Annotated in this window: 21 protein-coding genes and 1 pseudogene; 14 read left to right on the top strand and 8 right to left on the bottom strand. The window is 60.6% G+C overall.

Features of this window, described 5'->3' with window-relative positions:
* Position 1: 1 nt before the first annotated feature.
* The 6 genes from AB7M26_RS01855 to AB7M26_RS01880 all read left to right on the top strand — a co-directional run bounded on the left by AB7M26_RS01855 (position 2) and on the right by AB7M26_RS01880 (position 6,296).
* Positions 2 to 367, top strand: a complete 366-nt coding sequence (locus tag AB7M26_RS01855; protein ID WP_123500983.1) for a MerR family transcriptional regulator — start codon at positions 2 to 4, stop codon at positions 365 to 367.
* Between the two features lie 25 nt (positions 368 to 392).
* A complete protein-coding gene (locus AB7M26_RS01860; protein ID WP_123500981.1) occupies positions 393 to 1,079 on the top strand; it encodes an SDR family oxidoreductase in 687 nt (228 codons plus the stop codon).
* Positions 1,080 to 1,346: 267 nt separating this feature from the next.
* Complete coding sequence (locus tag AB7M26_RS01865) at positions 1,347 to 2,705, top strand: 8-oxoguanine deaminase (RefSeq protein ID WP_429387698.1); 1,359 nt, start codon at positions 1,347 to 1,349, stop codon at positions 2,703 to 2,705.
* A gap of 346 nt (positions 2,706 to 3,051) precedes the next feature.
* Positions 3,052 to 4,134, top strand: coding sequence for a BMP family ABC transporter substrate-binding protein (locus AB7M26_RS01870; protein WP_429387700.1), 1,083 nt, complete (start codon positions 3,052 to 3,054; stop codon positions 4,132 to 4,134).
* Between the two features lie 161 nt (positions 4,135 to 4,295).
* Positions 4,296 to 5,261: a 2-oxoglutarate and iron-dependent oxygenase domain-containing protein gene (locus AB7M26_RS01875; protein ID WP_429387702.1), complete on the top strand. Its 966-nt coding sequence runs from the start codon at positions 4,296 to 4,298 to the stop codon at positions 5,259 to 5,261.
* 81 nt (positions 5,262 to 5,342) lie between these two features.
* On the top strand, positions 5,343 to 6,296 hold the full coding sequence (locus AB7M26_RS01880; RefSeq protein ID WP_429387705.1) for an adenosine deaminase: 954 nt from the start codon (positions 5,343 to 5,345) through the stop codon (positions 6,294 to 6,296).
* A gap of 115 nt (positions 6,297 to 6,411) precedes the next feature.
* Here AB7M26_RS01880 and AB7M26_RS01885 read toward each other — a convergent pair whose 3' ends face one another.
* From AB7M26_RS01885 to AB7M26_RS01895, 3 genes are all read right to left on the bottom strand, one after another.
* Positions 6,412 to 7,794 carry an MFS transporter gene (locus tag AB7M26_RS01885; RefSeq protein ID WP_429387708.1) on the bottom strand — a complete coding sequence of 461 codons (1,383 nt, stop codon included), beginning with the start codon at positions 7,792 to 7,794 and terminating at the stop codon, positions 6,412 to 6,414.
* Positions 7,795 to 7,927: 133 nt separating this feature from the next.
* On the bottom strand, positions 7,928 to 8,662 hold the full coding sequence (locus AB7M26_RS01890) for an ArsR/SmtB family transcription factor (protein ID WP_123500972.1): 735 nt from the start codon (positions 8,660 to 8,662) through the stop codon (positions 7,928 to 7,930).
* Positions 8,663 to 8,978: 316 nt separating this feature from the next.
* The gene (locus AB7M26_RS01895) at positions 8,979 to 9,908 is read right to left on the bottom strand and encodes a LysR family transcriptional regulator (RefSeq protein WP_192345811.1); all 930 of its coding nucleotides are present in this window, start codon (positions 9,906 to 9,908) and stop codon (positions 8,979 to 8,981) included.
* A 118-nt stretch (positions 9,909 to 10,026) separates the two neighbouring features.
* Here AB7M26_RS01895 and AB7M26_RS01900 point away from each other — a divergent pair, with 118 nt between their 5' ends.
* Together AB7M26_RS01900 and AB7M26_RS01905 are read left to right on the top strand one after the other, a co-directional pair.
* The gene (locus AB7M26_RS01900) at positions 10,027 to 11,040 is read left to right on the top strand and encodes a zinc-binding alcohol dehydrogenase family protein (protein WP_401175471.1); all 1,014 of its coding nucleotides are present in this window, start codon (positions 10,027 to 10,029) and stop codon (positions 11,038 to 11,040) included.
* A 231-nt stretch (positions 11,041 to 11,271) separates the two neighbouring features.
* Positions 11,272 to 11,442 carry a hypothetical protein gene (locus tag AB7M26_RS01905; RefSeq protein WP_185022254.1) on the top strand — a complete coding sequence of 57 codons (171 nt, stop codon included), beginning with the start codon at positions 11,272 to 11,274 and terminating at the stop codon, positions 11,440 to 11,442.
* 8 nt (positions 11,443 to 11,450) lie between these two features.
* On the opposite strand, the gene AB7M26_RS01910 is transcribed toward AB7M26_RS01905, so the two are convergent.
* Positions 11,451 to 12,647 (bottom strand): multidrug effflux MFS transporter, encoded by a 1,197-nt coding sequence (locus AB7M26_RS01910; protein WP_429387713.1) that lies wholly within the window; start codon positions 12,645 to 12,647, stop codon positions 11,451 to 11,453.
* 106 nt (positions 12,648 to 12,753) lie between these two features.
* Positions 12,754 to 12,951, bottom strand: coding sequence for a heavy-metal-associated domain-containing protein (locus AB7M26_RS01915; RefSeq protein ID WP_008006328.1), 198 nt, complete (start codon positions 12,949 to 12,951; stop codon positions 12,754 to 12,756).
* 148 nt (positions 12,952 to 13,099) lie between these two features.
* On the opposite strand from AB7M26_RS01915, the gene AB7M26_RS01920 reads away from it, so the two are divergent.
* The 3 genes from AB7M26_RS01920 (at position 13,100) to cueR (ending at position 16,453) form a co-directional block, all read left to right on the top strand.
* Positions 13,100 to 13,483 (top strand): hypothetical protein, encoded by a 384-nt coding sequence (locus AB7M26_RS01920; protein WP_123500964.1) that lies wholly within the window; start codon positions 13,100 to 13,102, stop codon positions 13,481 to 13,483.
* Positions 13,484 to 13,649: 166 nt separating this feature from the next.
* Positions 13,650 to 16,043 (top strand): heavy metal translocating P-type ATPase, encoded by a 2,394-nt coding sequence (locus AB7M26_RS01925; RefSeq protein WP_123500962.1) that lies wholly within the window; start codon positions 13,650 to 13,652, stop codon positions 16,041 to 16,043.
* The gene (cueR, locus tag AB7M26_RS01930; RefSeq protein ID WP_123500960.1) at positions 16,040 to 16,453 is read left to right on the top strand and encodes a Cu(I)-responsive transcriptional regulator; all 414 of its coding nucleotides are present in this window, start codon (positions 16,040 to 16,042) and stop codon (positions 16,451 to 16,453) included. Before AB7M26_RS01925 ends, cueR begins: the two co-directional genes overlap by 4 nt.
* Here the strand turns inward: cueR and AB7M26_RS01935 are convergent.
* Positions 16,407 to 17,621 (bottom strand): MFS transporter, encoded by a 1,215-nt coding sequence (locus tag AB7M26_RS01935; RefSeq protein WP_123500958.1) that lies wholly within the window; start codon positions 17,619 to 17,621, stop codon positions 16,407 to 16,409. The genes cueR and AB7M26_RS01935 overlap by 47 nt on opposite strands.
* Before the next feature lie 214 nt (positions 17,622 to 17,835).
* Positions 17,836 to 18,729, bottom strand: coding sequence for a PA4780 family RIO1-like protein kinase (locus AB7M26_RS01940; protein ID WP_007907116.1), 894 nt, complete (start codon positions 18,727 to 18,729; stop codon positions 17,836 to 17,838).
* Positions 18,730 to 19,171: 442 nt separating this feature from the next.
* On the opposite strand from AB7M26_RS01940, the pseudogene AB7M26_RS01945 reads away from it, so the two are divergent.
* Together AB7M26_RS01945 and AB7M26_RS01950 are read left to right on the top strand one after the other, a co-directional pair.
* A pseudogene (locus AB7M26_RS01945) lies at positions 19,172 to 20,260 on the top strand (cache domain-containing protein); the annotation flags it as partial.
* Positions 20,261 to 20,389: 129 nt separating this feature from the next.
* Complete coding sequence (locus tag AB7M26_RS01950) at positions 20,390 to 21,118, top strand: methyl-accepting chemotaxis protein (protein ID WP_371917492.1); 729 nt, start codon at positions 20,390 to 20,392, stop codon at positions 21,116 to 21,118.
* Between the two features lie 102 nt (positions 21,119 to 21,220).
* Here AB7M26_RS01950 and AB7M26_RS01955 read toward each other — a convergent pair whose 3' ends face one another.
* The gene (locus AB7M26_RS01955) at positions 21,221 to 22,012 is read right to left on the bottom strand and encodes an AraC family transcriptional regulator (RefSeq protein ID WP_123500954.1); all 792 of its coding nucleotides are present in this window, start codon (positions 22,010 to 22,012) and stop codon (positions 21,221 to 21,223) included.
* An 84-nt stretch (positions 22,013 to 22,096) separates the two neighbouring features.
* Here AB7M26_RS01955 and AB7M26_RS01960 point away from each other — a divergent pair, with 84 nt between their 5' ends.
* A complete protein-coding gene (locus tag AB7M26_RS01960) occupies positions 22,097 to 23,125 on the top strand; it encodes a bile acid:sodium symporter family protein (RefSeq protein WP_123500952.1) in 1,029 nt (342 codons plus the stop codon).
* Positions 23,126 to 23,140: the final 15 nt, after the last annotated feature.

Consider the following 23,140-nt stretch of genomic DNA (forward strand, 5'->3'; position numbering starts at 1 on the left):
GATGCGCATCGGTGAATTAGCCCAGGCCAGCGCCGTCAGCCGCGACACGTTGCGCTTTTACGAGCAGCGCGGGTTGATCGCCGCGCAACGCAGCGCCAATGGTTATCGCGACTATCCGGCGGAGATGGTGCAACTGGTGCTGTACATCAAGACCGCTCAGCGACTGGGCTTTACCCTCGGCGAGATCGGCAGCAGCGTCGCTGCGCTGTGGCAGGCGCCCGACCCGGCCAATGCCGTGACCCAACTGCTGCAAGACAAACTGAACCTGATCGAAACCCGCATCGCCGAACTCGATGTCTTGCGTCAGGAACTGCAACATCGGCTCGGTCAACAATGTCCTTTGAGTCAGTATCCTTTAAATCCGTGATTCTCATCCATCAAGGAAGCCATTCATGTCCAAGGCAAAAACCGCACTCATCATCGGTGCCTCCCGAGGCTTGGGCCTCGGTCTGGTGAAAACCCTGCTGGCCGACGGCTGGCAAGTCACCGCCACCGTGCGCAACCCGCAGGGCGCCGAAGCCTTGCAAGCGCTGGGCAAGGTGCGGATCGAAAAACTCGACATGGACGATCAGCAAGCGGTCATTGCCCTTAGCCAACAACTCAAGGGCGAAGTCTTCGACTTGTTGTTCGTGAATGCCGGGGTCAAGGGCCCGGAGGTCCAGACGCCGGGCGGCGCGACGTTGGCCGAGGTGGGGCAATTGTTCTTCACCAACGCCGTTGCGCCGATCAATCTGGCCCAGCGCTTCGTCGGGCAGATTCGCGATGGCAGCGGCGTGCTGGCGTTCATGAGTTCGGTGCTGGGCAGCGTGACCATGCCCGACGCGCCGGAGCTGGCACTGTACAAGGCCAGCAAAGCGGCGCTGAACTCCATGACCAACAGCTTCGTCACGCAACTGGGCGAACAGAAGCTCACCGTGCTGTCGCTGCACCCGGGTTGGGTGAAGACTGATATGGGCGGTGAAGGCGCGGACATTGATGTGGAAACCAGCACGCGGGGGTTGATCGATCAGGTGAATGCGTATGCCGGCAAGGGCGGGCATCATTTTGTGAACTACAGGGGTGAGACCATTCCCTGGTAACACCACCGCACCCTGTGGGAGCTGGCTTGTCGGATCGCCGCACCGCTGCGATAGCATCACCTCGGTATCGCTGAAAGACCGAGGTGCCTGCATCGCGGGCAAGCCCGGCTCCCACAGGGTTCTGCATCGTCTGGTCGGGGGAGGCTTGCCCGTGAAGCCTTTTTGTTCGAAACTCCGCACCTCGCCCCCGCGGCGACCCTGGATCAGCAGACAGGGCAACACTGAGCTGGCAACCCTGAACCCAAACTTTCAGAGGAGCCGGCCACCATGCCTGCGACCCGTACCTGGTTAAAAAATCCCCTCGCCACTTTCACGGCCAACGCGCTCGATGCACGTGGCGGTCTGGTTGTGCAAGACGGCTTGATCGTAGAAGTGCTCAGCGCCGGCCAGCAACCGTGCGCGCCGTGTGACCACGTTTTCGATGCTCGCGAACACGTGATCCTGCCGGGGCTGATCAACACCCATCACCACTTCTATCAAACCCTGACCCGTGCCTGGGCACCGGTGGTTAATCAGCCGTTGTTCCCGTGGTTGAAAACCCTCTATCCGGTCTGGGCTCGTCTCACCCCTGAAAAACTCGCCCTCGCCACCAAAGTCGCATTGGCCGAGTTGCTGCTGTCCGGTTGCACCACCGCGGCCGATCACCATTACCTGTTTCCGGAAGGCCTGGAAAATGCGATCGACGTGCAGGTCGAGAGCGTCCGCGAACTGGGCATGCGCGCCATGCTCACTCGCGGTTCCATGAGCCTTGGCGAAAAAGACGGCGGCCTGCCACCGCAGCAGACCGTCCAGGAAGGTGAAGTGATCCTCGATGACAGCCAACGTTTGATTGCCGCATACCACGAGCGCGGTGATGGGGCGCAGATTCAAATCGCCCTGGCACCGTGTTCACCGTTCTCGGTGACCCCGGAAATCATGTCCGCCAGCGCCGAACTGGCGAACACCCTCGACGTGCGCCTGCACACGCACCTGGCGGAGACCCTCGACGAAGAAGACTTCTGCCTGCAACGTTTCGGCCTGCGCACCGTGGATTATCTTGACAGCGTCGGCTGGCTCGGCCCGCGCACGTGGCTGGCCCACGGCATTCATTTCAACCCCGATGAAATCGCCCGCCTCGGCGTGGCCGGCACGGGTATTTGCCATTGCCCGAGTTCGAACATGCGCCTGGCCTCCGGCATTTGCCCGACGCTGGACCTGACCGCTGCGGGTGCGCTGCTCGGGCTGGGCGTTGACGGTTCAGCGTCCAACGATGCGTCGAACATGATCCTCGAAACCCGTCAGGCGCTGTACATCCAGCGGTTGCGCTATGGCGCGGAAAAAATCACACCGGAGTTGGTACTGGGCTGGGCGACCAAGGGTTCGGCGAGTTTGCTCGGGCGCACCGATATCGGTGAACTGGCGGTGGGCAAGCAGGCGGATCTGGCGCTGTTCAAACTGGATGAACTGCGCTTCTCCGGCAGCCATGATCCGGTATCCGCGCTGCTGCTGTGCGGCGCGGATCGGGCGGACCGGGTGATGGTCGGCGGAAAGTGGCGGGTGATCGACGGTCAGGTTGAGGGGCTGGATCTGAAAGGGTTGATTGCCGATCACAGCCAGGCCGCTCGGCAGTTGATCGCCGGCACCTGACACAACACCAAACAACTGTGGGAGCGAGCCTGCTCGCGATGAGGCCATGTCATTCAACATTGATGCTGAATGTTAGTCCGCTATCGCGAGCAGGCTAGCTCCCACAGTTTTGTGTGGCGCCCGCACCAGTGGATGGCGTGGATTCGAGACGGTGCACCGGGATGGTTCTGCGGTGATCGTCAGGGACTCTTCGCGGGCAAGCCTCGCCCCTACAGGATTTGCGCAGGTCATGGGGGAGCGGGCTTGCCCGCGATGGCCGCTACGCGATTCCGATCCATTTGTTGTCCTGTTGGTCAGCAATTTGCATTGCCCTGACCTACCTCACAACAAAATGGAGTTCCCGTTCATGCATAAACGTCCGTTGAAGCAGCTGATCTGCGCTGTCGCCGCAGCCATCGGTCTGAGCGCCAGCCTGACCGCCAGTGCTGCCGACCCGCTGAAAGTCGGCTTCGTCTATATCGGCCCGATCGGTGACCACGGCTGGACGTATCAGCATGAACAGGGACGCAAGGCGCTGACAGAGAAGTTCGGCGAGCAGATCACCACCAACTACGTGGAAAACGTCGCCGAAGGCGCCGATGCCGAGCGGGTGATCCGCAACATGGCCAAGGACAAGTACGACCTGATCTTCACCACATCTTTCGGCTACATGAACCCGACCCTGAAAGTCGCCAGGCAATTTCCCAAAGTGACCTTCGAACATGCCACCGGCTACAAGCAGGACAAGAACCTCGGCACTTACCTGGCACGTACTTATGAAGGCCGCTACGTCGGCGGTTTTCTCGCGGCGAAGATGACCAAGACCAAGAAAGTCGGCTACGTCGCCTCGTTCCCGATTCCGGAAGTGATCCGCGACATCAACGCCATTCAACTGGCCCTGAACAAGTACAACCCGGGTACCGAGATCAAAGTGGTGTGGGTCAATTCCTGGTTCGACCCGGGCAAGGAAGCCGACGCCGCCAATGCGCTGATCGACCAGGGCGTGGACGTAGTGTTCCAGCACACCGACAGCCCGGCACCGATCCAGGCGGCCGAACGGCGTGGCGTGTATGCCGTCGGTTATGCATCGGACATGGCGCACTTCGGGCCGAAAGCGGTGCTGACGTCTATCGTCAATGACTGGGGGCCGCATTACATTCAGGCGACTCAAAGCGTGCTCGACCACACATGGAAATCCCAGGATTACTGGGGCGGTCTGAAGGAAGGCACGGTTGAGTTGCCGATCAGCGACCTGGTGCCGCCTGCGGTAAAAACCGAAGCCGAGCAGATCATTGCCGACATCAAGAGCGGTGCGTTGCATCCGTTCACCGGACCGATCAAGGACCAGGCCGGCGTGGAGAAAATCCCGGCGGGCGCGACGGCAACCAATGCGCAGCTGGCGTCGATGAACTACTACGTCGAAGGCATGAAGGCCAAGATACCGAAGTAATTCCTTTGAGCCAAAACACAGTACCTGTGGGAGCGGGCTTGCCCGCGATAGCGGACTTTCAGTCAACAGAGATGTTGGATGTGCAGACGTCATCGCGGGCAAGCCCGCTCCCACAGGGTTTTCCAGTGTTTTCCGGTCTGCGTACTCTTCAGGACAGCCGTATGAACAGCCTTCCCATCATCGACATCAACCCGCTCTACAGCGATGACGATCAAGCCTGGCAATCCATCGCCACACAAATCGACCATGCCTGCCGCGAATGGGGCTTTTTCTATATCAAGGGCCACCCGATCGCCCCGTCGCGTATCGGCGCCGTGCTCGAGCATGCCCAACGTTTCTTCGCCCTACCCACCGCCGAAAAACTCAAGATCGACATCACCCAAACCCGCCACCACCGCGGCTATGGCGCCATCGCCACCGAGCAACTCGACCCGAGCAAACCCAGCGACCTGAAAGAAACCTTCGATATGGGCCTGCACCTGCCGGCCGATCATCCCGAGGTGATTGCGGAAAAACCCTTGCGCGGTCCCAATCGTCATCCGTCGATGCCCGGCTGGGAATCGCTGATGGAGCAACACTACGTCGACATGCAGGCGCTCGCTCAAACCCTGCTGCGAGCCATGACCCTGGCGCTGGGCATCGAGCGCGATTTCTTCGACAGCCGTTTCAAAGAACCGGTCAGCGTGCTGCGAATGATTCATTACCCGCCGCGCCACACTGCCAGCACCGAAGATCAGCAAGGTGCCGGCGCTCACACCGATTACGGTTGCATCACCCTGCTCTACCAAGACACGGCCGGTGGCCTGCAAGTGCGTAACGTGCGCGGCGAATGGATCGATGCGCCGCCGATCGAAGGCACGTTCGTGGTCAACTTCGGCGACATGATGGCGCGCTGGAGCAACGACCGTTACCTGTCGACGCCACACCGGGTAATCAGCCCGTTGGGAGTGGATCGCTACTCGATGCCGTTCTTTGCCGAACCGCACCCCGACACCGCCATTGAATGCCTGCCCGGTTGTCAGGATGAACGGCATCCGGCCAAGTATCCGGCCACCACCTGCGCCGATTTCCTGTTGTCGCGCTTCGCCGATACCTACGCCTATCGACGGCAACAGGAAGCCGTGTAATGAACCGGCTGGTCAGGTTTTGCTCATTGTTTCTGCGGGCATCTGTAGAATGCCCTCATTGCACCTGATGAGATTTCAAAAATGTACGACTGGCTGAACGCTCTGCCCAAGGCAGAATTGCACTTGCACCTGGAAGGTTCGCTGGAGCCTGAGCTGCTGTTCGCCCTGGCCGAACGCAACAAGATCGCCCTGCCGTGGAGCGACGTTGAAACGCTGCGCAAAGCTTACGCCTTCAATAACCTGCAAGAGTTTCTCGACCTGTATTACCAGGGCGCCGATGTGTTGCGCACGTCTCAGGATTTCTACGACCTGACCTGGGCCTACCTGTTGCGCTGCAAGGCGCAGAACGTGATTCACACCGAACCGTTCTTTGACCCGCAAACCCACACCGACCGTGGCATCCCGTTCGAAGTAGTGCTCAACGGCATCGCCGCCGCTCTGAGGGATGGCGAGCAGCAACTGGGCATCACCAGCGGGTTGATCCTCAGTTTCCTGCGTCACTTGAGCGAAGACGAAGCGCAGAAAACCCTCGACCAGGCGCTGCCGTTCCGCGATGCATTTGTCGCCGTCGGCCTGGACAGTTCGGAGATGGGCCACCCGCCGAGCAAGTTCCAGCGGGTGTTCGATCGTGCACGCAGCGAAGGCTTCCTGACCGTGGCCCACGCCGGTGAAGAAGGCCCGCCCGAGTACATCTGGGAAGCCCTCGACCTGCTGAAAATCCAGCGTATCGACCATGGCGTGCGCGCCATCGAAGACGAGCGCTTGATGCAGCGGATCATCGACGAGCAGATCCCGCTGACCGTGTGCCCGTTGTCGAACACCAAACTCTGCGTGTTCGATCACATGTCCCAGCACAACATTCTCGACATGCTCGAGCGCGGTGTGAAGGTCACGGTGAACTCCGATGACCCGGCCTACTTCGGCGGGTATGTCACCGAGAACTTCCACGCACTGTACACCGATCTGGGCATGACCCAGGATCAGGCCAAGCGCCTGGCGCAGAACAGCCTGGATGCCAGATTGGTCAAACCTTAGAAGTCACCGAATAACCTGTGGGAGCGGGCTTGCCCGCGATAGCGGACTGTCAGCCAACTCAATGTTGAGGCAGTTGGCCTCATCGCGGGCAAGCCCGCTCCCACAGGGACTGTGTTCAGCCGACGATCTCTACTTCACTCAACTCTTCCAGCGTCTTGCCCCGGGTCTCCATCCCGAACATCCACACCACCCCCGCCGCAATCGCAAAACACATCGCCCCCAGCGCAAACACCCCGCCTTGCCCGGTCATCGGGAACACCAGCCCGGTCACTAATGGCCCGAGTAACGACCCCACTCGGCCGATGGCGGACGCGAACCCCGAGCCCGTGGCGCGTGCCGACGTCGGGTACAACTCAGGGGTGTAGGTGTAGAGCACCGCCCACATGCCGAACAGAAAGAACTGCATCAGCAGCCCCGAGGTAATCAACAGACTGACGTTGCCGCCGAACACTGCACTCTGGCCATAAAGAAACGCCATGATGCCGCCGCCGAGCAATGTCACGACGCACACCGGTTTACGCCCCCAACGCTCCACCAGCCAGGCAGCCATGAGGAAACCGGGAATCCCGCCGAGGGAAATCAGCACCGTGTAATACACCGATTGAGTCACCGCGAAACCCGATTGCTGCAACAACGCACTGAGCCAGGACGTCAGGCCATAGAAACCCAGCAAGGCGAAGAACCACACGCACCAGATCATCATCGTGCGCTGGCGATACTGCGGCGACCAGATCTCCCCTAGCGCAGAGAAGAAAGTGCCCGGTTGACTCGCCACCCGGGGCAGACGAATCGGTTCAGGCAAATCCGCACGGCCCAATGAAGCCCGGACTCGATCTTCGATGCCGAGCAAGACCTTGTCCGCCGCGTCGTGATGTCCGGCTTGCTCCAGCCAGCGCGGAGACTCGGGAATGAAAAAACGAATCGCCAGGACGAACACCGCCGGCACCGCCAACACCAGAAAGATGTCGCGCCAGCCAATCACCGGCAACAGGAAGTACGACAGCACCCCGGCCGCCACGAAGCCGAGCGGCCAAAAACCATCCATCAACGCGATGTAACGTCCCCGTCGCTTTGCCGGAATCAGCTCCGACAGCATCGACTGAGCAATCGGAAACTCCATGCCCATGCCGATCCCCAGCAGGATTCGGAACAGCGTCAGCGTTTCAACGTTCTGCGCCGTGGAACACAGGTAACTGGCGATGCCCCACAGCACAATGCTCCACTGGAACACCGGTTTGCGCCCGAAGCGGTCGGCCAGCATGCCCGACAGCGATGCGCCCAGAACCATGCCGAAAAAACTCGAACTGGCCAGCAACCCGGCCTGCGCCGTGCTCAGGCCAAACTCGGTTTTGATCGAGCCGAGCAGAAAGGTCATCATCGCCAGGTCCATGGAGTCGAAGAAAAACGCCAGGGCAATGATGATGAAAATGATGCGGTGATAACCGCTGATGGGCAGCCGTTCCAATCGTTCTGCCGCGCTGAAGCTTCGTGTTTCCATGCCACATTCCCCCAATCCTGAAAGTCCCCGGATCGAGTGTGCGCGATAGCGGCTGGGGATTATTGCTGAATGCGACCTGTCCACAGCTCTGAACGACGCCTGAAACAAATCCCGGACGTCGCCCTCAATGACTCTAAAGCGCCATTTCCAGTTCGGTTTCCTTGGCGAAGCGATGGATTTCCCGTTGCCCCAAAGCGGTGATATGCAACGCTCGCGAATCGTTGGGCAGGCTCAACCAGCCCGATTGCATGAACAGCTGCAACAACGCCGCGCCCAATGAACCACCCATGTGCGGGCGTCTTTCGCTCCAGTCCGGGCAAGCGCAGGCGACTCTGCTGTTGCGATGAGCCAGCGCCTGGATGAACACACCGCGCGTTGCCAATTGTGTGGCGCCCTTGTGAGTGATCATGACCCGCTGATCGAATTGCTCGATCCAGCCCGCATCCAGCAGGCGCTGGTAGAGGTCGGCGGCCAGGGTGCCACCCAGATGGTCGTCGCAGAGCCTGGCCCGCAGCAATGACGAAGGCGCCGCCTGAGGTTTGGCGATAGGGCTCGTGCGTTTGAAAACCTCTGGAATGTCCTGAGGCGCGCTGGCCAGGGTCGCGCTGGCCAGGGCCTCTATCGCGGCGCCGACTTCGGGCGCGGCAAGCCGGAAAAACCGTTTGCGGCCACGGGTTTCGACTTTCAACAGACCTCCGGCGGACAAACGCCCTAAATGCGCACTGGCCGAAGACGGCGACAGGCCGGCCAGCAACGCCAGCTCTTCGGTTTGCCGCGCCGAGCCGTCCATCAAGGCCCACATCATTGCGCTGCGCTTGGGGTCAGCCAGCAATGTGGCGATCTGGCTGATGCAAGGTGCATGTTCCATGTATTCACTCCCTGTTGAATCGTTTCGTCTACTGCTCAGAGACATCTTGACCAGTAATGTGTCGTCGGCCAAGACGCGAAAACCGCCATGGACCGGGCAAAGCCACCCACTCACCCAAGCCATTGCTTCGTGGGTGCAACGAAGGTCTGGTGATGACCATCGGGTATGACCGAATCGAACCTGGACTCGCCATTGCGAGGTCGACGGTGCGTACATGAGGCGGGCGCTAGTATAAGCGGGTTAACCGCTGGTTCCTGCCCTTGGGAATCCATTGGTGGTGATAGTTCCTGACAGAAATTTCGCTATTTGCCTGCGACTAATGATCGACACCCGAAATCGTCGGAAATTGACTGCTTATTCGAGCGCATCGGCTGGCAAGCATTTCCCGCAAAAGGTTCACCGGCTTACTCAATTGTGCGCGATGGGCGCACAGCAAATTCAGCGGGGCGCGCTCACAGAGCAGCTCCGGCATCAGCACTTTCAGCCGACCGGCCAGCACATCGGCGGCGACATCGAGCCAGGACTTGTACGCAATCCCCGCCCCCGCGACAGCCCACAGACGCACAACATCGGCGTCGTCACTGAAGCGATCGCCACTGACCGTCAGGCTCATTTCGCGTTTGCCATCGTGGAAACTCCAGTGATCGTGAACCCGACTACCGAGCATGAATAACAGGCAATTGTGCTGAGCCAATTGCTCCAGATACCGAGGTTCGCCATGCCGGGCCAGGTAACTCGGCGCCGCGCAGAGTACACGACGGTTCTGCGGAGCGATGGGCAACGCCACCAGGCTCGAGTCTTCCGGCTCGCCATACCGCAGGGCAATGTCCACCGGTTGGCGAAACAGATCGGCGATGCGGTCGCCCAGTAGTAACCGTACTGTGAGCTTCGGATGCTCACGCTGAAACTCGTCGAGCCATGGCAACAGCAGGTTGCGACCGAAATCCGAAGGCGCCGACAGCTGCAAAATCCCGCTGACCTGATCCTGCCCGCTGGCCAGCAGGCGGCGGCCCTCATCGAGATTGCTCAAGGCTGCCCGGGCGTATTCCAGAAAACCTTCGCCTTCCGCGGTCAGGCGCAGGCTGCGGGTAGAACGGGCGAGCAAGCGCGCGCCGAGTTGCTGTTCGATACGCTTCAACGCCGCACTGGCCACCGCCGCCGACATATCCATCACCCGCGCCGCCGCCGACAGGCTGCCCAGGTCTGCAGCCCGAACGAACAACTGCAAGTCATCGAAACGCAACATCGCCAGCCTCGATTATCAAAAAAATATTGAAAGAGACTGCTCTTTTAGCGGGTTTTATCTTGCCGGGAAATAACCAATCATCTGCCCCATCGAAATTATTCCCTCTCAGGAACCCCACATGAAAGCCATCGCCTACTACGACTCCCTGCCCATCAGCGACGAAAAATCCCTGCAAGACATCGAACTGCCAGAACCGGTCGCCGGCCCGCGCGACCTGTTGGTGGAGGTCAAAGCCATCTCGGTCAACCCGGTGGATACCAAGGTTCGCCAGAACGTCCAGCCGGAAGGCGGCGCGGCAAAGGTGCTGGGCTGGGACGTGGCCGGTGTGGTCAAGGCTGTCGGCAGCGAAGTGACCTTGTTCAAGGCTGGCGACAAGGTGTTCTACGCCGGTTCCATCGCCCGTGCCGGCGGCAACAGCGAGTTGCATGTGGTGGATGAGCGCATCGTCGGTCATATGCCGAAAACCCTCGGTTTCGCCGAAGCAGCCGCCCTGCCGCTGACTGCCATCACCGCGTGGGAACTGCTGTTCGATCGCCTGCAAGTGCGCGAAGGCAAAACCGATGAAGGCCAGAGCCTGCTGATCGTGGGTGCCGCTGGCGGTGTGGGTTCGATCCTCACGCAATTGGCCAGCCAGCTCACCGGGCTGAAGGTCATCGGCACCGCTTCCCGTGCACAGACCCAGAGCTGGGTGCGTGACCTGGGCGCCGATCAGGTGATCGATCATAGCCAGCCGCTGAGTGAAGAACTCAAACGTGCGGGGTTCGAGCAGGTGACCCACGTCGCCAGCCTGACCCAGACCGATCAACACCTGGATCAATTGGTGGAGGCGTTGGCGCCGCAAGGCAAACTGGCGCTGATCGATGATCCGAAGTCGCTGGACGTGACCAAGCTCAAGCGCAAGAGCCTGTCGCTGCACTGGGAGTTCATGTACACCCGCTCGCTGTTCGAAACCGCAGACATGATCGAGCAGCACAACTTGCTCAACCGCGTCGCCGGGCTGATCGATGCAGGCACGCTCAAAACCACGGTCGGCGAGCACTTCGGGACCATCAACGCGGCCAACCTGCGGCGTGCCCATGCTCTGCTGGAGAGCGGCAAGTCCAAGGGCAAAATTGTGCTTGAAGGGTTCTGAAGAGTAGGAGCTGCCGGAGGCTGCGATCTTTTGATTTTGCTTTTAAAAACACCAGATCAAAAGATCGCAGCCTTCGGCAGCTCCTACAGGGGATGGTGATTTTTTGCCGTCAGTCAGAGAATTGACCGTTGTCACAATTGCGATCGTATTCAGGTCTACAATCGAAAACTCTGCGAACAATCATTTACGTGATGTCTTTTACGAGACGTCTTTTACGAAAGGAGTTCAGCAATGAAGATCCTGATAAAAGAAGTGGCAACATCCTGCTGGCAGGTCCGACTGGATCAACACGCTGTGACGTTCCGCAGTGAGGCCGAAGCCCTGGCTTTCACTAAGACGCTTGAAGCGCGCTTGCACGCGCCCCATCAGATTCCCGACCGTCAGCATCGCGCTGCTGGCTGAGTCCGTCCTCAGACCTGGGCTTGCGTCAGCGCCCGGGCAGTTTGCAAACGTCGGGTGAGCGTCGCCGCGCTCACCACCAGAATCCCGCACAGGCTGATGACCATGGCCATCGGCATGGCGCTGCCATCATGCAAAACCCCCACCAATGCTGCGGCCCCGGCGGCAACGCTGAACTGCAGGCAACCGAGCATCGCCGAGGCACTGCCCGCCCGCGCGCCCTGACCGTTCATGGCGCAGGCCGAGGCGTTGGGCACAATACAACCCAGGCTGGCGATGCAGAGGAAAAGCGGAATCAGCAACGGCCACAACTGCGTGGTGTGCAACGCACTGACCGCCAACAGGGCCAGGCCACCCGCCAGATAGAGCCAGACGGTACGCGCCAGCAAAAAGGCCGGGCCGCGCTTGGCCAGCATCCGGGCATTGACCTGGGCCACCAGTATGAAACCCGCCGCGTTAATGCCGAACAGCCAGCCGAAATGTTCGGCCGGCACGCCATAGAGTTTGATGAAGACGAACGGTGAACCGGCGATGTAGGCAAACATCCCGGCGATGGCGACGCCACCGGTCAGGGCATGGCCTAGGAAAATCGGGTCCGCCAGTAACCGACCGTACTGACGCAGCGCGCCCGACAACGGTTGGCGCGGCACATGGGCCGGCAAACTTTCCGGCAGCCCCAGAGCCACTGCCAACCCCGCCAGCGCACTGAAACCGGTCAGCACCAGAAAGATTGATTGCCAGCCCGTCGTGTTGACCAGCAACCCGCCCAGCATCGGCGCAAGAATCGGCGCCAGGCCCATCACCAGCATCAACTGCGAAAAGACCTTCGCCGAACCTACCGCATCGCATTTATCGCTGACCACTGCCCGCGAAATCACCATGCCCGCGCAACCGCCCAGCGCCTGGACGAAACGTGCGCCGATCAGCCACTCCAGCGTCGGCGCATAGGCACAGGCCAACGAAGCGACGGTGAACAAGCCGATACCTGTCAGCAAGGGAATGCGTCGTCCAAAGCGATCCGCCACCGGGCCGTACGCCAGTTGGCCGATAGACAGGCCAAGGAAATAGGCCGCCAGGGTCAGTTGAACGTGTTTTTCGTCGGTGCCGAAAGCGAGCGCCATCGCCGGGAAGGCCGGCAGATAGAAATCGATCGCCAGCGGGCCGAAAGCGCTCAAGGCGCCGAGAATCAGGATTGCGCGCAAGTTCATCAGGCGTCCAGGTTAGGCATGCGGGTTGGCCATGGATCGGCAGGCCGACAGTCTAGCCTTGCGTGGACGCCTTGAACATTCCGTTAGGTCGCTAACTATTAAAAAGTTAGATCTGTTTTACCCCGTAACCCTCTTCGCTGATCGCAGCGATCACCTGATCGGCTGTCAGCGCACTTTCAACGCCGACTTCTTTTGCCGCCAGATCAATGCGCACGCTGGCCGCGGGATCCTTGGCTTGCAGCGCCTGAGTGATGGCTTTGACGCAGTGACCGCAGGACATGCCTTCAACATTGAACACTTGCATGGGACAACTCCTTTAATGAGGGTTGAGGTCAGTCTCGAGCTTGCCACCATGGCAAGGTCAAGTTCTCAAGCAACCTGCCGGGCTGGCAATCGGCGCCACGCTCGGCCAAGCTGCGTCCATCTATGACTCGACATCAGGAGATTCAGCCATGCGCTGGTCAGCTCTCAGCCTGTTTGGCTTCCTCAGCCTATTTGCCGCGACACCTTCGGTTCAAGCCGCCGGGGAGGACTACGGCGTGCTGATCATTTCCCGCGAGCGCCTGGAGGTTTCGACTTCCTGCGAGATCGGCGTGTACATCCAGGATCAGCTATCGGCGCGACTGTTCCAGGAACAGAGCACCTCGTTCAACCTGCCGCCGGGCAATGTGTCCCTGCGCCTCAAACTGCTGCCGGGCCAGGTGCCGGGTTGCAACCCGGGCATGCTCGCGCCGGGTTCGCAGAACATCACGCTCAAAGCCGGGGATGTGTTGAAGTTCCGGATTGCGATGACGCAGGAAGGGATGTACCTCAAGCCTGCCGCCCTCGGGTATTGAGTCGTCTGTAAAAAGATCGCAGCCTTCGGCAGCTCCTTGGGATCGGGTTAGCACGCGGTCAATGTAGCTGCCGCAAGCTGCGATCTTTTGATCTGAGACATGGCGCTTGACCTTGCCCGCATGGCAAGGTTGATCCTGTAGGTAATTTCTACAGGGAGCGTGACCGATGTCCGAATCCACCACCTTCGATCTGCCGATTGCCGGCATGACCTGCGCCAGTTGTGCAGGACGTGTCGAGCGTGCCTTGAGCAAAGTCATCGGCGCCACGGCCGTCAGCGTCAACCTGGCCACCGAACAGGCCCGGGTTCAAGCGCCCAGTGACAGCCTGCCTGCCTTGATGGACGCGGTGCAGCAGGCCGGTTACAGCGTGCCACAGCAGACCCTGGAATTGAGCATCGACGGCATGACTTGCGCGTCCTGCGTCGGCCGCGTCGAACGGGCGCTGACCAAGGTGCCGGGCGTGAAGAGTGTCAGCGTTAACCTGGCCAACGAACGTGCGCACCTCGAACTGCTCGGCCAGGTCGATCCGCAAACCCTGATCGACGCCGTGACCAAGGCCGGTTACTCCGCCAGCGTCTGGGAAGTCGAACACCCGCAAGCCGACGTTCAACAGCAACGTCTGCATCGCGAACGCTGGGCCTTGCTGGCGGCCATCGCCCTCGCTTTGCCGCTGGTGCTGCCGATGGTGCTGCAACCTTTCGGTGTGCACTGGATGCTCCCGGCATGGGTGCAGTTTGCGTTGGCCACCCCGGTGCAGTTCATCTTCGGCGCGCGCTTCTATGTCGCTGCGTGGAAAGCCGTGCGCGCAGGTGCCGGCAACATGGATTTGCTGGTAGCCCTGGGCACCAGCGCCGGCTATGGCCTGAGCGTTTACGAGTGGGCCACCGCTGCCGGTCGCATGCCGCACCTGTATTTCGAAGCCTCGGCAGTGGTGATCGCTCTGGTGCTATTGGGCAAATACCTGGAAAGCCGCGCCAAGCGCCAGACCGCCAGCGCCATCCGCGCCCTTGAAGCCTTGCGTCCGGAGCGAGCCATTCAGGTGATCGATGGCCGCGAGCAGGACGTTGCGATCAGCGCTTTGCGCCTCAACGATCTGGTCATGGTCAAGCCCGGCGAACGCTTCCCGGTGGATGGCATCGTTGTGGAAGGCCAGAGCCACGCCGATGAAGCACTGATCAGCGGCGAAAGCCTGCCGGTACCCAAACAACCGGGCGACAAGGTCACCGGCGGCGCCATCAATGGCGAAGGTCGCTTGCTGGTTCGGACTTTGGCGCTCGGCGCAGAAACCGTGCTGGCGCGGATCATCCGCCTGGTCGAAGACGCGCAGGCGGCGAAAGCACCGATCCAGAAACTGGTGGATAAAGTCAGCCAGGTGTTCGTGCCTGTGGTTCTGTTGATCGCCCTGGCGACCCTGCTCGGTTGGTGGCTGTACGGCGCGCCACTGGAAACCGCATTGATCAACGCGGTTGCGGTACTGGTGATCGCCTGCCCTTGCGCACTGGGGCTGGCCACACCGACGGCAATCATGGCCGGCACCGGTGTGGCGGCGCGCTACGGGATTTTGATCAAGGACGCCGAAGCGTTGGAGCGCGCTCATGAAGTCAGCGCCGTGGTGTTCGACAAGACCGGCACGCTGACGTCGGGCACGCCGCGCATCGCGCATTTGAGTGCCATCGAAGGTGACGAAGCTGCCTTGCTGCAAATGGCTGGTGCGCTGCAACGCGGCAGTGAACACCCGCTGGCCAAGGCGGTGCTGGATGCCTGCACCGAGAGCGACCTGACCGTGGCTGATGTCAGCGACAGTCAATCGCTGACCGGACGCGGCATTGCCGGCAGTCTCGATGGTCGGCGACTGGCTTTGGGCAATCGGCGCCTGCTGGAAGAAAGTGGCCTGAGCGCCGGGCCATTGGCTGACTCCGCAACCACTTGGGAAACCGAAGGCCGGACCCTGTCCTGGCTGATCGAACAAAGCCCTGAACCGCGAGTGCTCGGCCTGTTCGCCTTCGGTGACACGCTCAAACCCGGCGCCTTGCAAGCAGTGCAACAGCTGAGCGCACGGAACATTAGCAGCCACTTACTGACCGGCGATAACCGCGGCAGCGCCAAGGTGGTCGCCGAGGCGCTGGGCATCAGCGATGTCCACGCCGAAGTATTGCCGGCGGACAAAGCCGCCACCGTCGCCGCACTGAAAAGAACCGGTGTGGTGGCAATGGTCGGCGACGGCATCAACGACGCACCGGCCCTTGCCGCGGCAGACATCGGCATCGCCATGGGTGGCGGCACCGACGTCGCCATGCACGCGGCCGGGATCACCCTGATGCGCGGCGATCCACGGCTGGTGCCGGCGGCGCTGGAGATCAGCCGCAAGACCTACGCGAAGATTCGCCAAAACCTGTTCTGGGCCTTCGTCTATAACCTGATCGGCCTGCCACTGGCGGCGTTCGGCTTTCTCAACCCGGTACTGGCCGGTGCGGCCATGGCGCTGTCGAGCGTCAGCGTGGTCAGCAATGCGTTACTGTTGAAAACCTGGAAACCCAAAGACCTGGAGGACAACCGATGAACATTGGCCAAGCGGCCCGCCAGAGCGGTCTGAGCGCGAAGATGATTCGTTACTACGAATCCATCGGCCTGCTCAAGGCAGCCCATCGCACCGACAGTGGCTACCGGGTCTATGGCGATGACGACCTGCACAGCCTGGCGTTCATCAAGCGCTCTCGGGATTTGGGTTTCTCACTGGAAGAGGTCGGCAAACTCCTGACCCTCTGGCAGGACCGTCAGCGAGCCAGTGCTGATGTGAAGGCGCTGGCCCGTCAACACATCGACGAGCTGAACCAGAAGATTCGCGAACTCGGCCAACTGCGCGACACCCTGCAAGACCTCGTAGAACATTGCCACGGCGACCACCGCCCGGACTGCCCGATCCTCAAGGAGCTGGCGTCGGGCTGCTGCGCCGAACCCGCCCATTCCTGAGCGCCAACCCCTTCGCCACCAGCAACGTGGTGAGGGGAATGCCGTGGAACAACAACACCACTGCGCCGGGCGTCCACCACGAATAGAACGGCGCGGCGATCAACATGCCGATGCCGAACCCGGTCATTTGCAGCAGCGTCAGAAAGCTGAAAATCGGCAGGCGCAGGTTGTCCGGTTCACGTTGCAGGCGCGACATCAGGCCGACTTCCGAGAACCCGTCGCCCAAGCCTGCGGGCAACGAAAACAGCAGCAAGCCGTAAAGGGTTTGCTGTTGGAACATCAGGATGAAGCCGCAGGACATCAGCAACACGCCGAAGAAAAATCGCCGTTCCAGGTGCGCGTTGTCCGTACCTTTCAGGCGACTGGCGATCCGCGCTCCGATGAGTTTTCCGATGGCCCAGACCGCCAGCATCATGCCCAAGGTGGTGCTGGGCGACTCGGGTGTCAGCAGTTTTGAAATGATCGGGAGGCCGACGTTGTGCGCGGCGCTGCCCAAAGTGTCGGCCATGGCAACGGCTAGCATCGCCGTCAGCACCGGTGCCGTGCGCAAACCCTGACGCAGGGCTGACCATTCGGCTTGTTGGTGAAGGGGTTCATCACTGGATGCAGGTCTGGAAAACCGCAGCGGCACAATCAACAACGCCGCCAGCAGATAAGTGGCCACGTTCAGGGCAAACACCGTCTCAAAGCCAAACCCCGCCACCAACACCCCCGCCACCAGACTCCCACCGACCATCGCCGCAGACGATGCAGAGGTTATCCAGGCGTTGGTCGTGAGCAGTTGCGCCTTTTCGATCATGTGCGGTAATTGGCTGTTGAGGCCGATGGCGAACATCGAATTGCCGAACCCCAGGCCGAACGCGATCAGCGGTAACAGCAGCGCTTGTTGGGTGACCGGTAGCACCAACAGCAGGCCCAGCAAACCGGCGCGCAGCAGGTCGAAGGCAATCAGCGGCAGACGCCCGGCCCAGCGGCGATAGAACCGGGTGCCGATCAAACTGGCAAAAATCCCCCCGGCTACACGGCTGGCGAGGAAGATCCCGACGCTCATCGCGCTGTTGCTGAGCAGGTAGACGTAGGTGGCCAGGGCAACCATGTTGAGGAAAGCGCCGAAGTCCGAAATCAGCCGGGCGGCGATGATCAGTTGGGCATTGCGGGTGGAGTTCACATTCAGTCCTTGAGTGTGGAGAGTATCGCCGTTGCGGATTGCCTGGTCTGACGCCATCGCGGGCAAGCCACGCTCCCACAGGTCAGGTGTCGATCATAGAATCCGGGGGCGACACAAAACCTGTGGGAGCGGACTTGCCCGCGATGCAGACGACGCGGCCCCCAAAAAAGCATCTACAAAAAACCCGGCCGAAGCCGGGTTATGGGTCAACCGATCACTGCATCCAGGGTGGAGGCGGTTCTTCGGCTTTGCTCGGTGGCGCGTCGTCCGCAGCGCGGATCGCTTGCTTACGCTCTTCATCAAGACGGGCCGCCTCGATCTCGCGCATGATCCCGCCGACGTCTGCCAGTTCTTCCGGCTCGTCGAACTCGCCGGTCAACACACTGGCCGGGTGCAAAGTGCCCGCTTCGTACAATGCCCACATTTCCTTGGCGTACTTGGTGCGTTTCAACTCCGGTGCAAAACGACCGAAGTACGACGCCATGTTGCCCACGTCCCGCTCCAGCATGTTGAACGCGTGGTTGTTGCCCGCCGCATCCACCGCTTGAGGCAAGTCGATGATGACCGGGCCGGTCGGCGTCAGCAGCACGTTGAACTCGGACAGGTCACCATGCACCAGACCGGTACACAGCATCAGCACGATCTGCGAAATCAGAAACGCGTGATATTCGCGCGCCTGGTCCGGCTCCAGCACCACATCGTTCAGACGCGGCGCGGCATCGCCGTACTCATCGGCCACCAGCTCCATCAGCAGCACGCCTTCGAGGAAGTCATACGGCTTGGGGACTCGCACACCGGCACCGGCCAGGCGGAACAACGCCGCCACTTCGGCATTCTGCCAGGCGTCTTCGGTTTCTTTCTTGCCAAACTTGGAGCCCTTGGCCATCGCTCGAGCCTGCCGGCTGTTGCGCACCTTACGGCCTTCCTGATACTCGGCCGCCTGACGAAAACTGCGTTTATTCGCCTCCTTGTAGACCTTGGCACAACGCAGCTCGTTGCCGCAGCGCACCACATAAACAGCTGCTTCTTTACCACTCATGAGTGGGCGCAGCACCTCGTCGACCAGACCGTCCTCGATCAGGGGTTCAATGCGTTTTGGAGTCTTCATCAGCTTTTATTGTGGGTCCTTTATTACCAAACACGCGAAAGTCATTCGTTATACGGCAATCCACTCATTCGCGGGAGGGGTTGCCGACCTATGAACGTTCCCATGAACATCAAGAAGCACACAATGTGCCGGATTAATCAGACACAACTCATCGACCGCTCAAGATCATAGCTGAGCCTGCGCCACTTGTTGACGAAGGGCTACAAGGGCATTTGCGACAGAATCTGACACCGAGCCCCTACCCTTCGCCGGATTTTTCTCAACAGGCCTCAATTTCCACGTTCCTCAGCCGAAGTCATTAGAGAGAAAAGGAATTGTCCGACAATCGCCGACAATGATAACGAGGGCGCACTCAAGGATCGGGGTATCGAACGTTTTCGGCTGCCAATAATCCGCGAGTCATCTGCACTGCGTGGGCCTACAAGAAAAAACTGGAGCGCGGATGAACATCAAACAGAAGTTGACCTGGGCGTTTGCAATCATCGCCTGCTTGCCCGTGGTACTGGTCGCCACCCTCGTGGTGCTGAACTTGCGCAGCGATGCCAAGGATAATTTTGTCGACGGCAGCGGCCGCGAGATTCGTCAGGTCAGCAATGCCATGCAGTTGTTTTTTGACGGCATCAGCCAGAACGTCGATTACCTGGCCACCCAACCGCTGATCAAGAACTCCGACGACAGCCTCAAGACCTACATGAGCGCCAACGCCGAAAGTATTCCCCAAGGCGAGTCGGACAAAAAGGTTTTCGCCCTCCTCCAGGACCTTGGCAACAGCCACCCGGCCTACGCCTACGCCATCCTCGGTACGGCGGCGGGCGGTTACGTGTCCTGGCCGGACGATGCGAAGCTGAGCAATTACGATCCGCGCCAGCGCCCGTGGTACAAAGCCGCGCAGGCCAAACCCGGCAAACCATTTCGCACCGAGGCCTATTACTGGGCTCAGGATGACGCGACTTACGTCAGCACCGTGCGCACCATCGACAACAAACTGGGCACCAACGGCGGCGTGGTCAGTATCGACGTGACGCTCAAGCAGCTCACCGAAATCGTCAAACAGATCAAACTCGGCGAAACCGGCTACCTGATGCTGGTGGAAAACACCGGCACGGTGCTGGTCGATCCGAAGCAACCAGCACACAACTTCAAAGCCCTGACCAGTCTCGGCGACGGCTACGCGCAACTCGCCAAGGCCGGCAAAGGGCTGGTGGAAGTCGAGCTCAATGGCGAGCGCTACATGGCCAACGTCTGGCCGTCGGAACAACTGGGCTGGACCTTTATCGGCCTGATCAAGCAGACCGACGTGATGAGTTCGGCCACTCAACTGACCTGGCTGATCGCGATCATCGCGGCGGTACTGGCGGTGTTCTTCGCCATCGTCGGCGCCAGTTTCGCCAGCCTGATCGTGCGGCCGATCCGCAGCGTGGCCAGTGGTCTGGAAGGCATCGCCCAAGGTGAAGGCGACCTGACCAAGAACCTGCAAATCCGTGGCAGCGACGAAACGGCTCAATTGGCCAACTGGTTCAACCAGTTTCTGGCGGCGATTCGCAACCTGATTCAAAGCATCGGCGGCGCCGCGACCAAGATCCTCGCCACCTCCCAGAGCTCGACGCAGGTGTCCAGCGACATGGCCGAAGCCGCCGGGCGCCAACGTGAAGCGGTGGACATGGTGTCCACGGCGTTCCACGAAATGGTCGCCACCGCCAACGAAGTCGCACGCTCCTGCAGCCAGGCCGCCGAGTCGGCCGACAGCGGCCAGCGCCAGGCGCGCGAAGGTCAGCAGCAGATCGATGCCGCAGTGAGCAGTGTTGATCGCTTGAGCCAGGAGATCGAACAATCGGCGCAATCGATGCAACAGCTTGAGCGCGATAGCAACGACATTCAGTCGATCCTCGGGACCATTCGTTCCATCGCTGAACAGACCAACCTGCTGGCCCTGAACGCGGCCATCGAAGCGGCCCGGGCCGGTGAACAGGGTCGTGGTTTTGCGGTGGTGGCGGATGAAGTTCGCGCCCTGGCCAAACGGACTGCCGACTCCACGGCGGAAATCGACGGGCTGCTGGGCAACCTGGCCAAGCGTACCAGCCAGGTGACCCAGCAGATGCATGCGAGCCTGGAAGTGTCGCAGCAATCGGTGACCCGCATCGGTGAAGCGCGCAGCAGCTTCGGGCAGATTCGTGAATCGGTGGATGTGATTCGCGACATGAACACTCAAATCGCCACGGCGGCTGAGCAACAGCATCAAGTGGCAGAAGACATCAATCGCCACATCAGCCAGATTCATGGCGATGCGCAGTTGGTGGCAGAACTGGCGAACTCGGCACGCCTGGATTCGCAGAGTCTGGCTGGGTTGTCGAATGAGCTGGATGGGTTGGTTCGGCGGTTCAGAACCTGATCCAGAATCCCGGTGGCCGCTTCGCGGCCAATCGCGGGCAAGCCCGCTCCCACAAGGACAGCGCAAAACCCTGTGGGAGCGGGCTTGCCCGCGATGAGGCCGTCACTGTCTAAACAATTCCCCCGGGGTAAACCCGAACAACCCCTTGAACGCCGCAATAAACGCCGACGTCGAGTCATACCCGCAAGACAGCGCGGCATTGGTCACGCTGTTCCCCTCCTCCAGCAAACTCAGCGACGACAGCAGCCGCATGCGCTGGCGCCAACCGCGGAAGCTCAAGCCGGTTTCACGCTGGAACAAGCGCATCAGGGTTTTCTCCGACGTACCCAAACGCTCGGCCCATTCCTGCAAGGTCGCATTGCGCTCAGGGCTGTCGATCAGCTCGTTGCACAAGCCCAGCAAACGTTCATGCCGGGGCAGCGGCAGGGAAAACCCCACCTCCGGCAGACTCGCCAACTGATCCAGCAACACGCCCACCAATCGCGCTTCCTGGCTGTCGCCCTGTGGATATTCCACGGGAAGCAGGCAAAAGCGCTTGATCAACTCCCGCGCCAATGGCGTGACTTCCAGCACCCGGCAACGCCCCTCCGCCCACTGGCAGTCCTCGCGGCGCACATACAGGCTGCGCATCTCGGCACGCATCGACGTCACGACCTGATGCTCGAGATCCGCCGGAATCCAGATGCCCCACTGCGGCGGCGCAAAGAAGCTGCCCTCGGCGGTATGCACACCGAGAACGCCGCTGATGGCGTAGGAAAACTGCACCCAATCGTGACGATGCGGCGACGTCCATGAACCGGCGTTCAGACTTTCCGCCCGCGCATACAACGGACGCGGCAACGCCGTCAGTGCCGGGATGGTGCGTTCGAGGGAAAGTTGTCCGTTAGTCGGCATTGATTGGCCTTATGTCGCAAGACGGCTGATGGAGCCGACGTTAGGCTAAGTCATCAATTCTTACAAACGTATTCGGTGCCCATCATGCATGCCTTCAAACACCTCAAACGCGTGGTCACCGACTGGTTCTTGTGCGGCATGCTGCTCGCCACGCTGCTGGCGTATTTTTTCCCGACCTTCGGCGCCACCGGCGGCGGGATGCACGCGGAGTATGTGATTAACATCGGCGTGTTTCTGGTGTTCTTCCTCCATGGGGTCAACCTCTCCAGCGAGCAGATCCGCCACGGGCTGAAGAACTGGAAGCTGCACGTGATGGTTCAGGCCTTCACCTTTGCGGTGTTTCCGTTGATCTGGCTGCTGAGCGACAAACTGCTGGGTTCGCACATCCCCTCACTGCTGATGCTCGGCTTCCTCTACCTCTGCGCCCTGCCCTCAACCATTTCCTCGTCCGTGGCGCTCACCGGCAGCGCGGGCGGCAACGTACCGGCAGCAATTCTCAACGCGAGCCTGTCCAGCGTGCTGGGGATTTTTCTGACACCGTTGCTGCTGAGTTTCGTGGTCGGCAGCGGCGCGGGCGGTATCGACCTCGGTGCAACCCTGCTCGACTTGTGCGCCATGCTGCTATTGCCGCTGGTGCTCGGGCAATTGCTGCGGCCGTTACTGGGCAAGTTTTTCGCTCGGCACAAGCGCTACACCAACATCGCCGACAAACTGGTGATCCTGCTGCTGGTGTACTCGGCGTTCTGCAACTCGATGGTCTCGGGGATGTGGCAGCAACAGGGCAACAGCGTGATTCTGACTGCGCTGTTGGGCAGTGCGATTTTGCTGGCAATCATCCTGTGGATGACCACCCGCACCGCTCGGGCGCTGAAGTTCAGCCCTGCCGATGAGATTGCCGCGGTGTTCTGCGCCAGCAAGAAATCCCTGGCGGCCGGTGCGCCGATGGCGGCGCTGATCTTCGGCGCCAACCCCGGCCTTGGCTTGATCCTGCTGCCGATCATGATCTATCACCCATTACAGCTGATCGTCTGCTCGGTGATGGCCGAGGGTTACGCCAACCGCAACCGGGAAATGGCCGCGCAGCAACGCGCGGCAGTGCTCAACCCCCAGTAATCAGTAATCAGCAAT

The organism is Pseudomonas sp. F-14 TE3482 (assembly GCF_053629455.1).

Coding starts and splice junctions, on each gene's coding strand:
- cueR (WP_123500960.1), top strand. CDS start 16,040: ATGAACATTGGCCAAGCGGCCCGCCAGAGCGGTCTGAGCGCGAAGATG.
- AB7M26_RS01865 (WP_429387698.1), top strand. CDS start 1,347: ATGCCTGCGACCCGTACCTGGTTAAAAAATCCCCTCGCCACTTTCACG.
- AB7M26_RS01875 (WP_429387702.1), top strand. CDS start 4,296: ATGAACAGCCTTCCCATCATCGACATCAACCCGCTCTACAGCGATGAC.
- AB7M26_RS01910 (WP_429387713.1), bottom strand. CDS start 12,647: ATGAACTTGCGCGCAATCCTGATTCTCGGCGCCTTGAGCGCTTTCGGC.
- AB7M26_RS01860 (WP_123500981.1), top strand. CDS start 393: ATGTCCAAGGCAAAAACCGCACTCATCATCGGTGCCTCCCGAGGCTTG.
- AB7M26_RS01880 (WP_429387705.1), top strand. CDS start 5,343: ATGTACGACTGGCTGAACGCTCTGCCCAAGGCAGAATTGCACTTGCAC.
- AB7M26_RS01940 (WP_007907116.1), bottom strand. CDS start 18,729: ATGAAGACTCCAAAACGCATTGAACCCCTGATCGAGGACGGTCTGGTC.
- AB7M26_RS01955 (WP_123500954.1), bottom strand. CDS start 22,012: ATGCCGACTAACGGACAACTTTCCCTCGAACGCACCATCCCGGCACTG.
- AB7M26_RS01915 (WP_008006328.1), bottom strand. CDS start 12,951: ATGCAAGTGTTCAATGTTGAAGGCATGTCCTGCGGTCACTGCGTCAAA.
- AB7M26_RS01925 (WP_123500962.1), top strand. CDS start 13,650: ATGTCCGAATCCACCACCTTCGATCTGCCGATTGCCGGCATGACCTGC.
- AB7M26_RS01900 (WP_401175471.1), top strand. CDS start 10,027: ATGAAAGCCATCGCCTACTACGACTCCCTGCCCATCAGCGACGAAAAA.
- AB7M26_RS01950 (WP_371917492.1), top strand. CDS start 20,390: ATGGTGTCCACGGCGTTCCACGAAATGGTCGCCACCGCCAACGAAGTC.
- AB7M26_RS01890 (WP_123500972.1), bottom strand. CDS start 8,662: ATGGAACATGCACCTTGCATCAGCCAGATCGCCACATTGCTGGCTGAC.
- AB7M26_RS01905 (WP_185022254.1), top strand. CDS start 11,272: ATGAAGATCCTGATAAAAGAAGTGGCAACATCCTGCTGGCAGGTCCGA.
- AB7M26_RS01960 (WP_123500952.1), top strand. CDS start 22,097: ATGCATGCCTTCAAACACCTCAAACGCGTGGTCACCGACTGGTTCTTG.
- AB7M26_RS01895 (WP_192345811.1), bottom strand. CDS start 9,908: ATGTTGCGTTTCGATGACTTGCAGTTGTTCGTTCGGGCTGCAGACCTG.
- AB7M26_RS01870 (WP_429387700.1), top strand. CDS start 3,052: ATGCATAAACGTCCGTTGAAGCAGCTGATCTGCGCTGTCGCCGCAGCC.
- AB7M26_RS01855 (WP_123500983.1), top strand. CDS start 2: ATGCGCATCGGTGAATTAGCCCAGGCCAGCGCCGTCAGCCGCGACACG.
- AB7M26_RS01885 (WP_429387708.1), bottom strand. CDS start 7,794: ATGGAAACACGAAGCTTCAGCGCGGCAGAACGATTGGAACGGCTGCCC.
- AB7M26_RS01920 (WP_123500964.1), top strand. CDS start 13,100: ATGCGCTGGTCAGCTCTCAGCCTGTTTGGCTTCCTCAGCCTATTTGCC.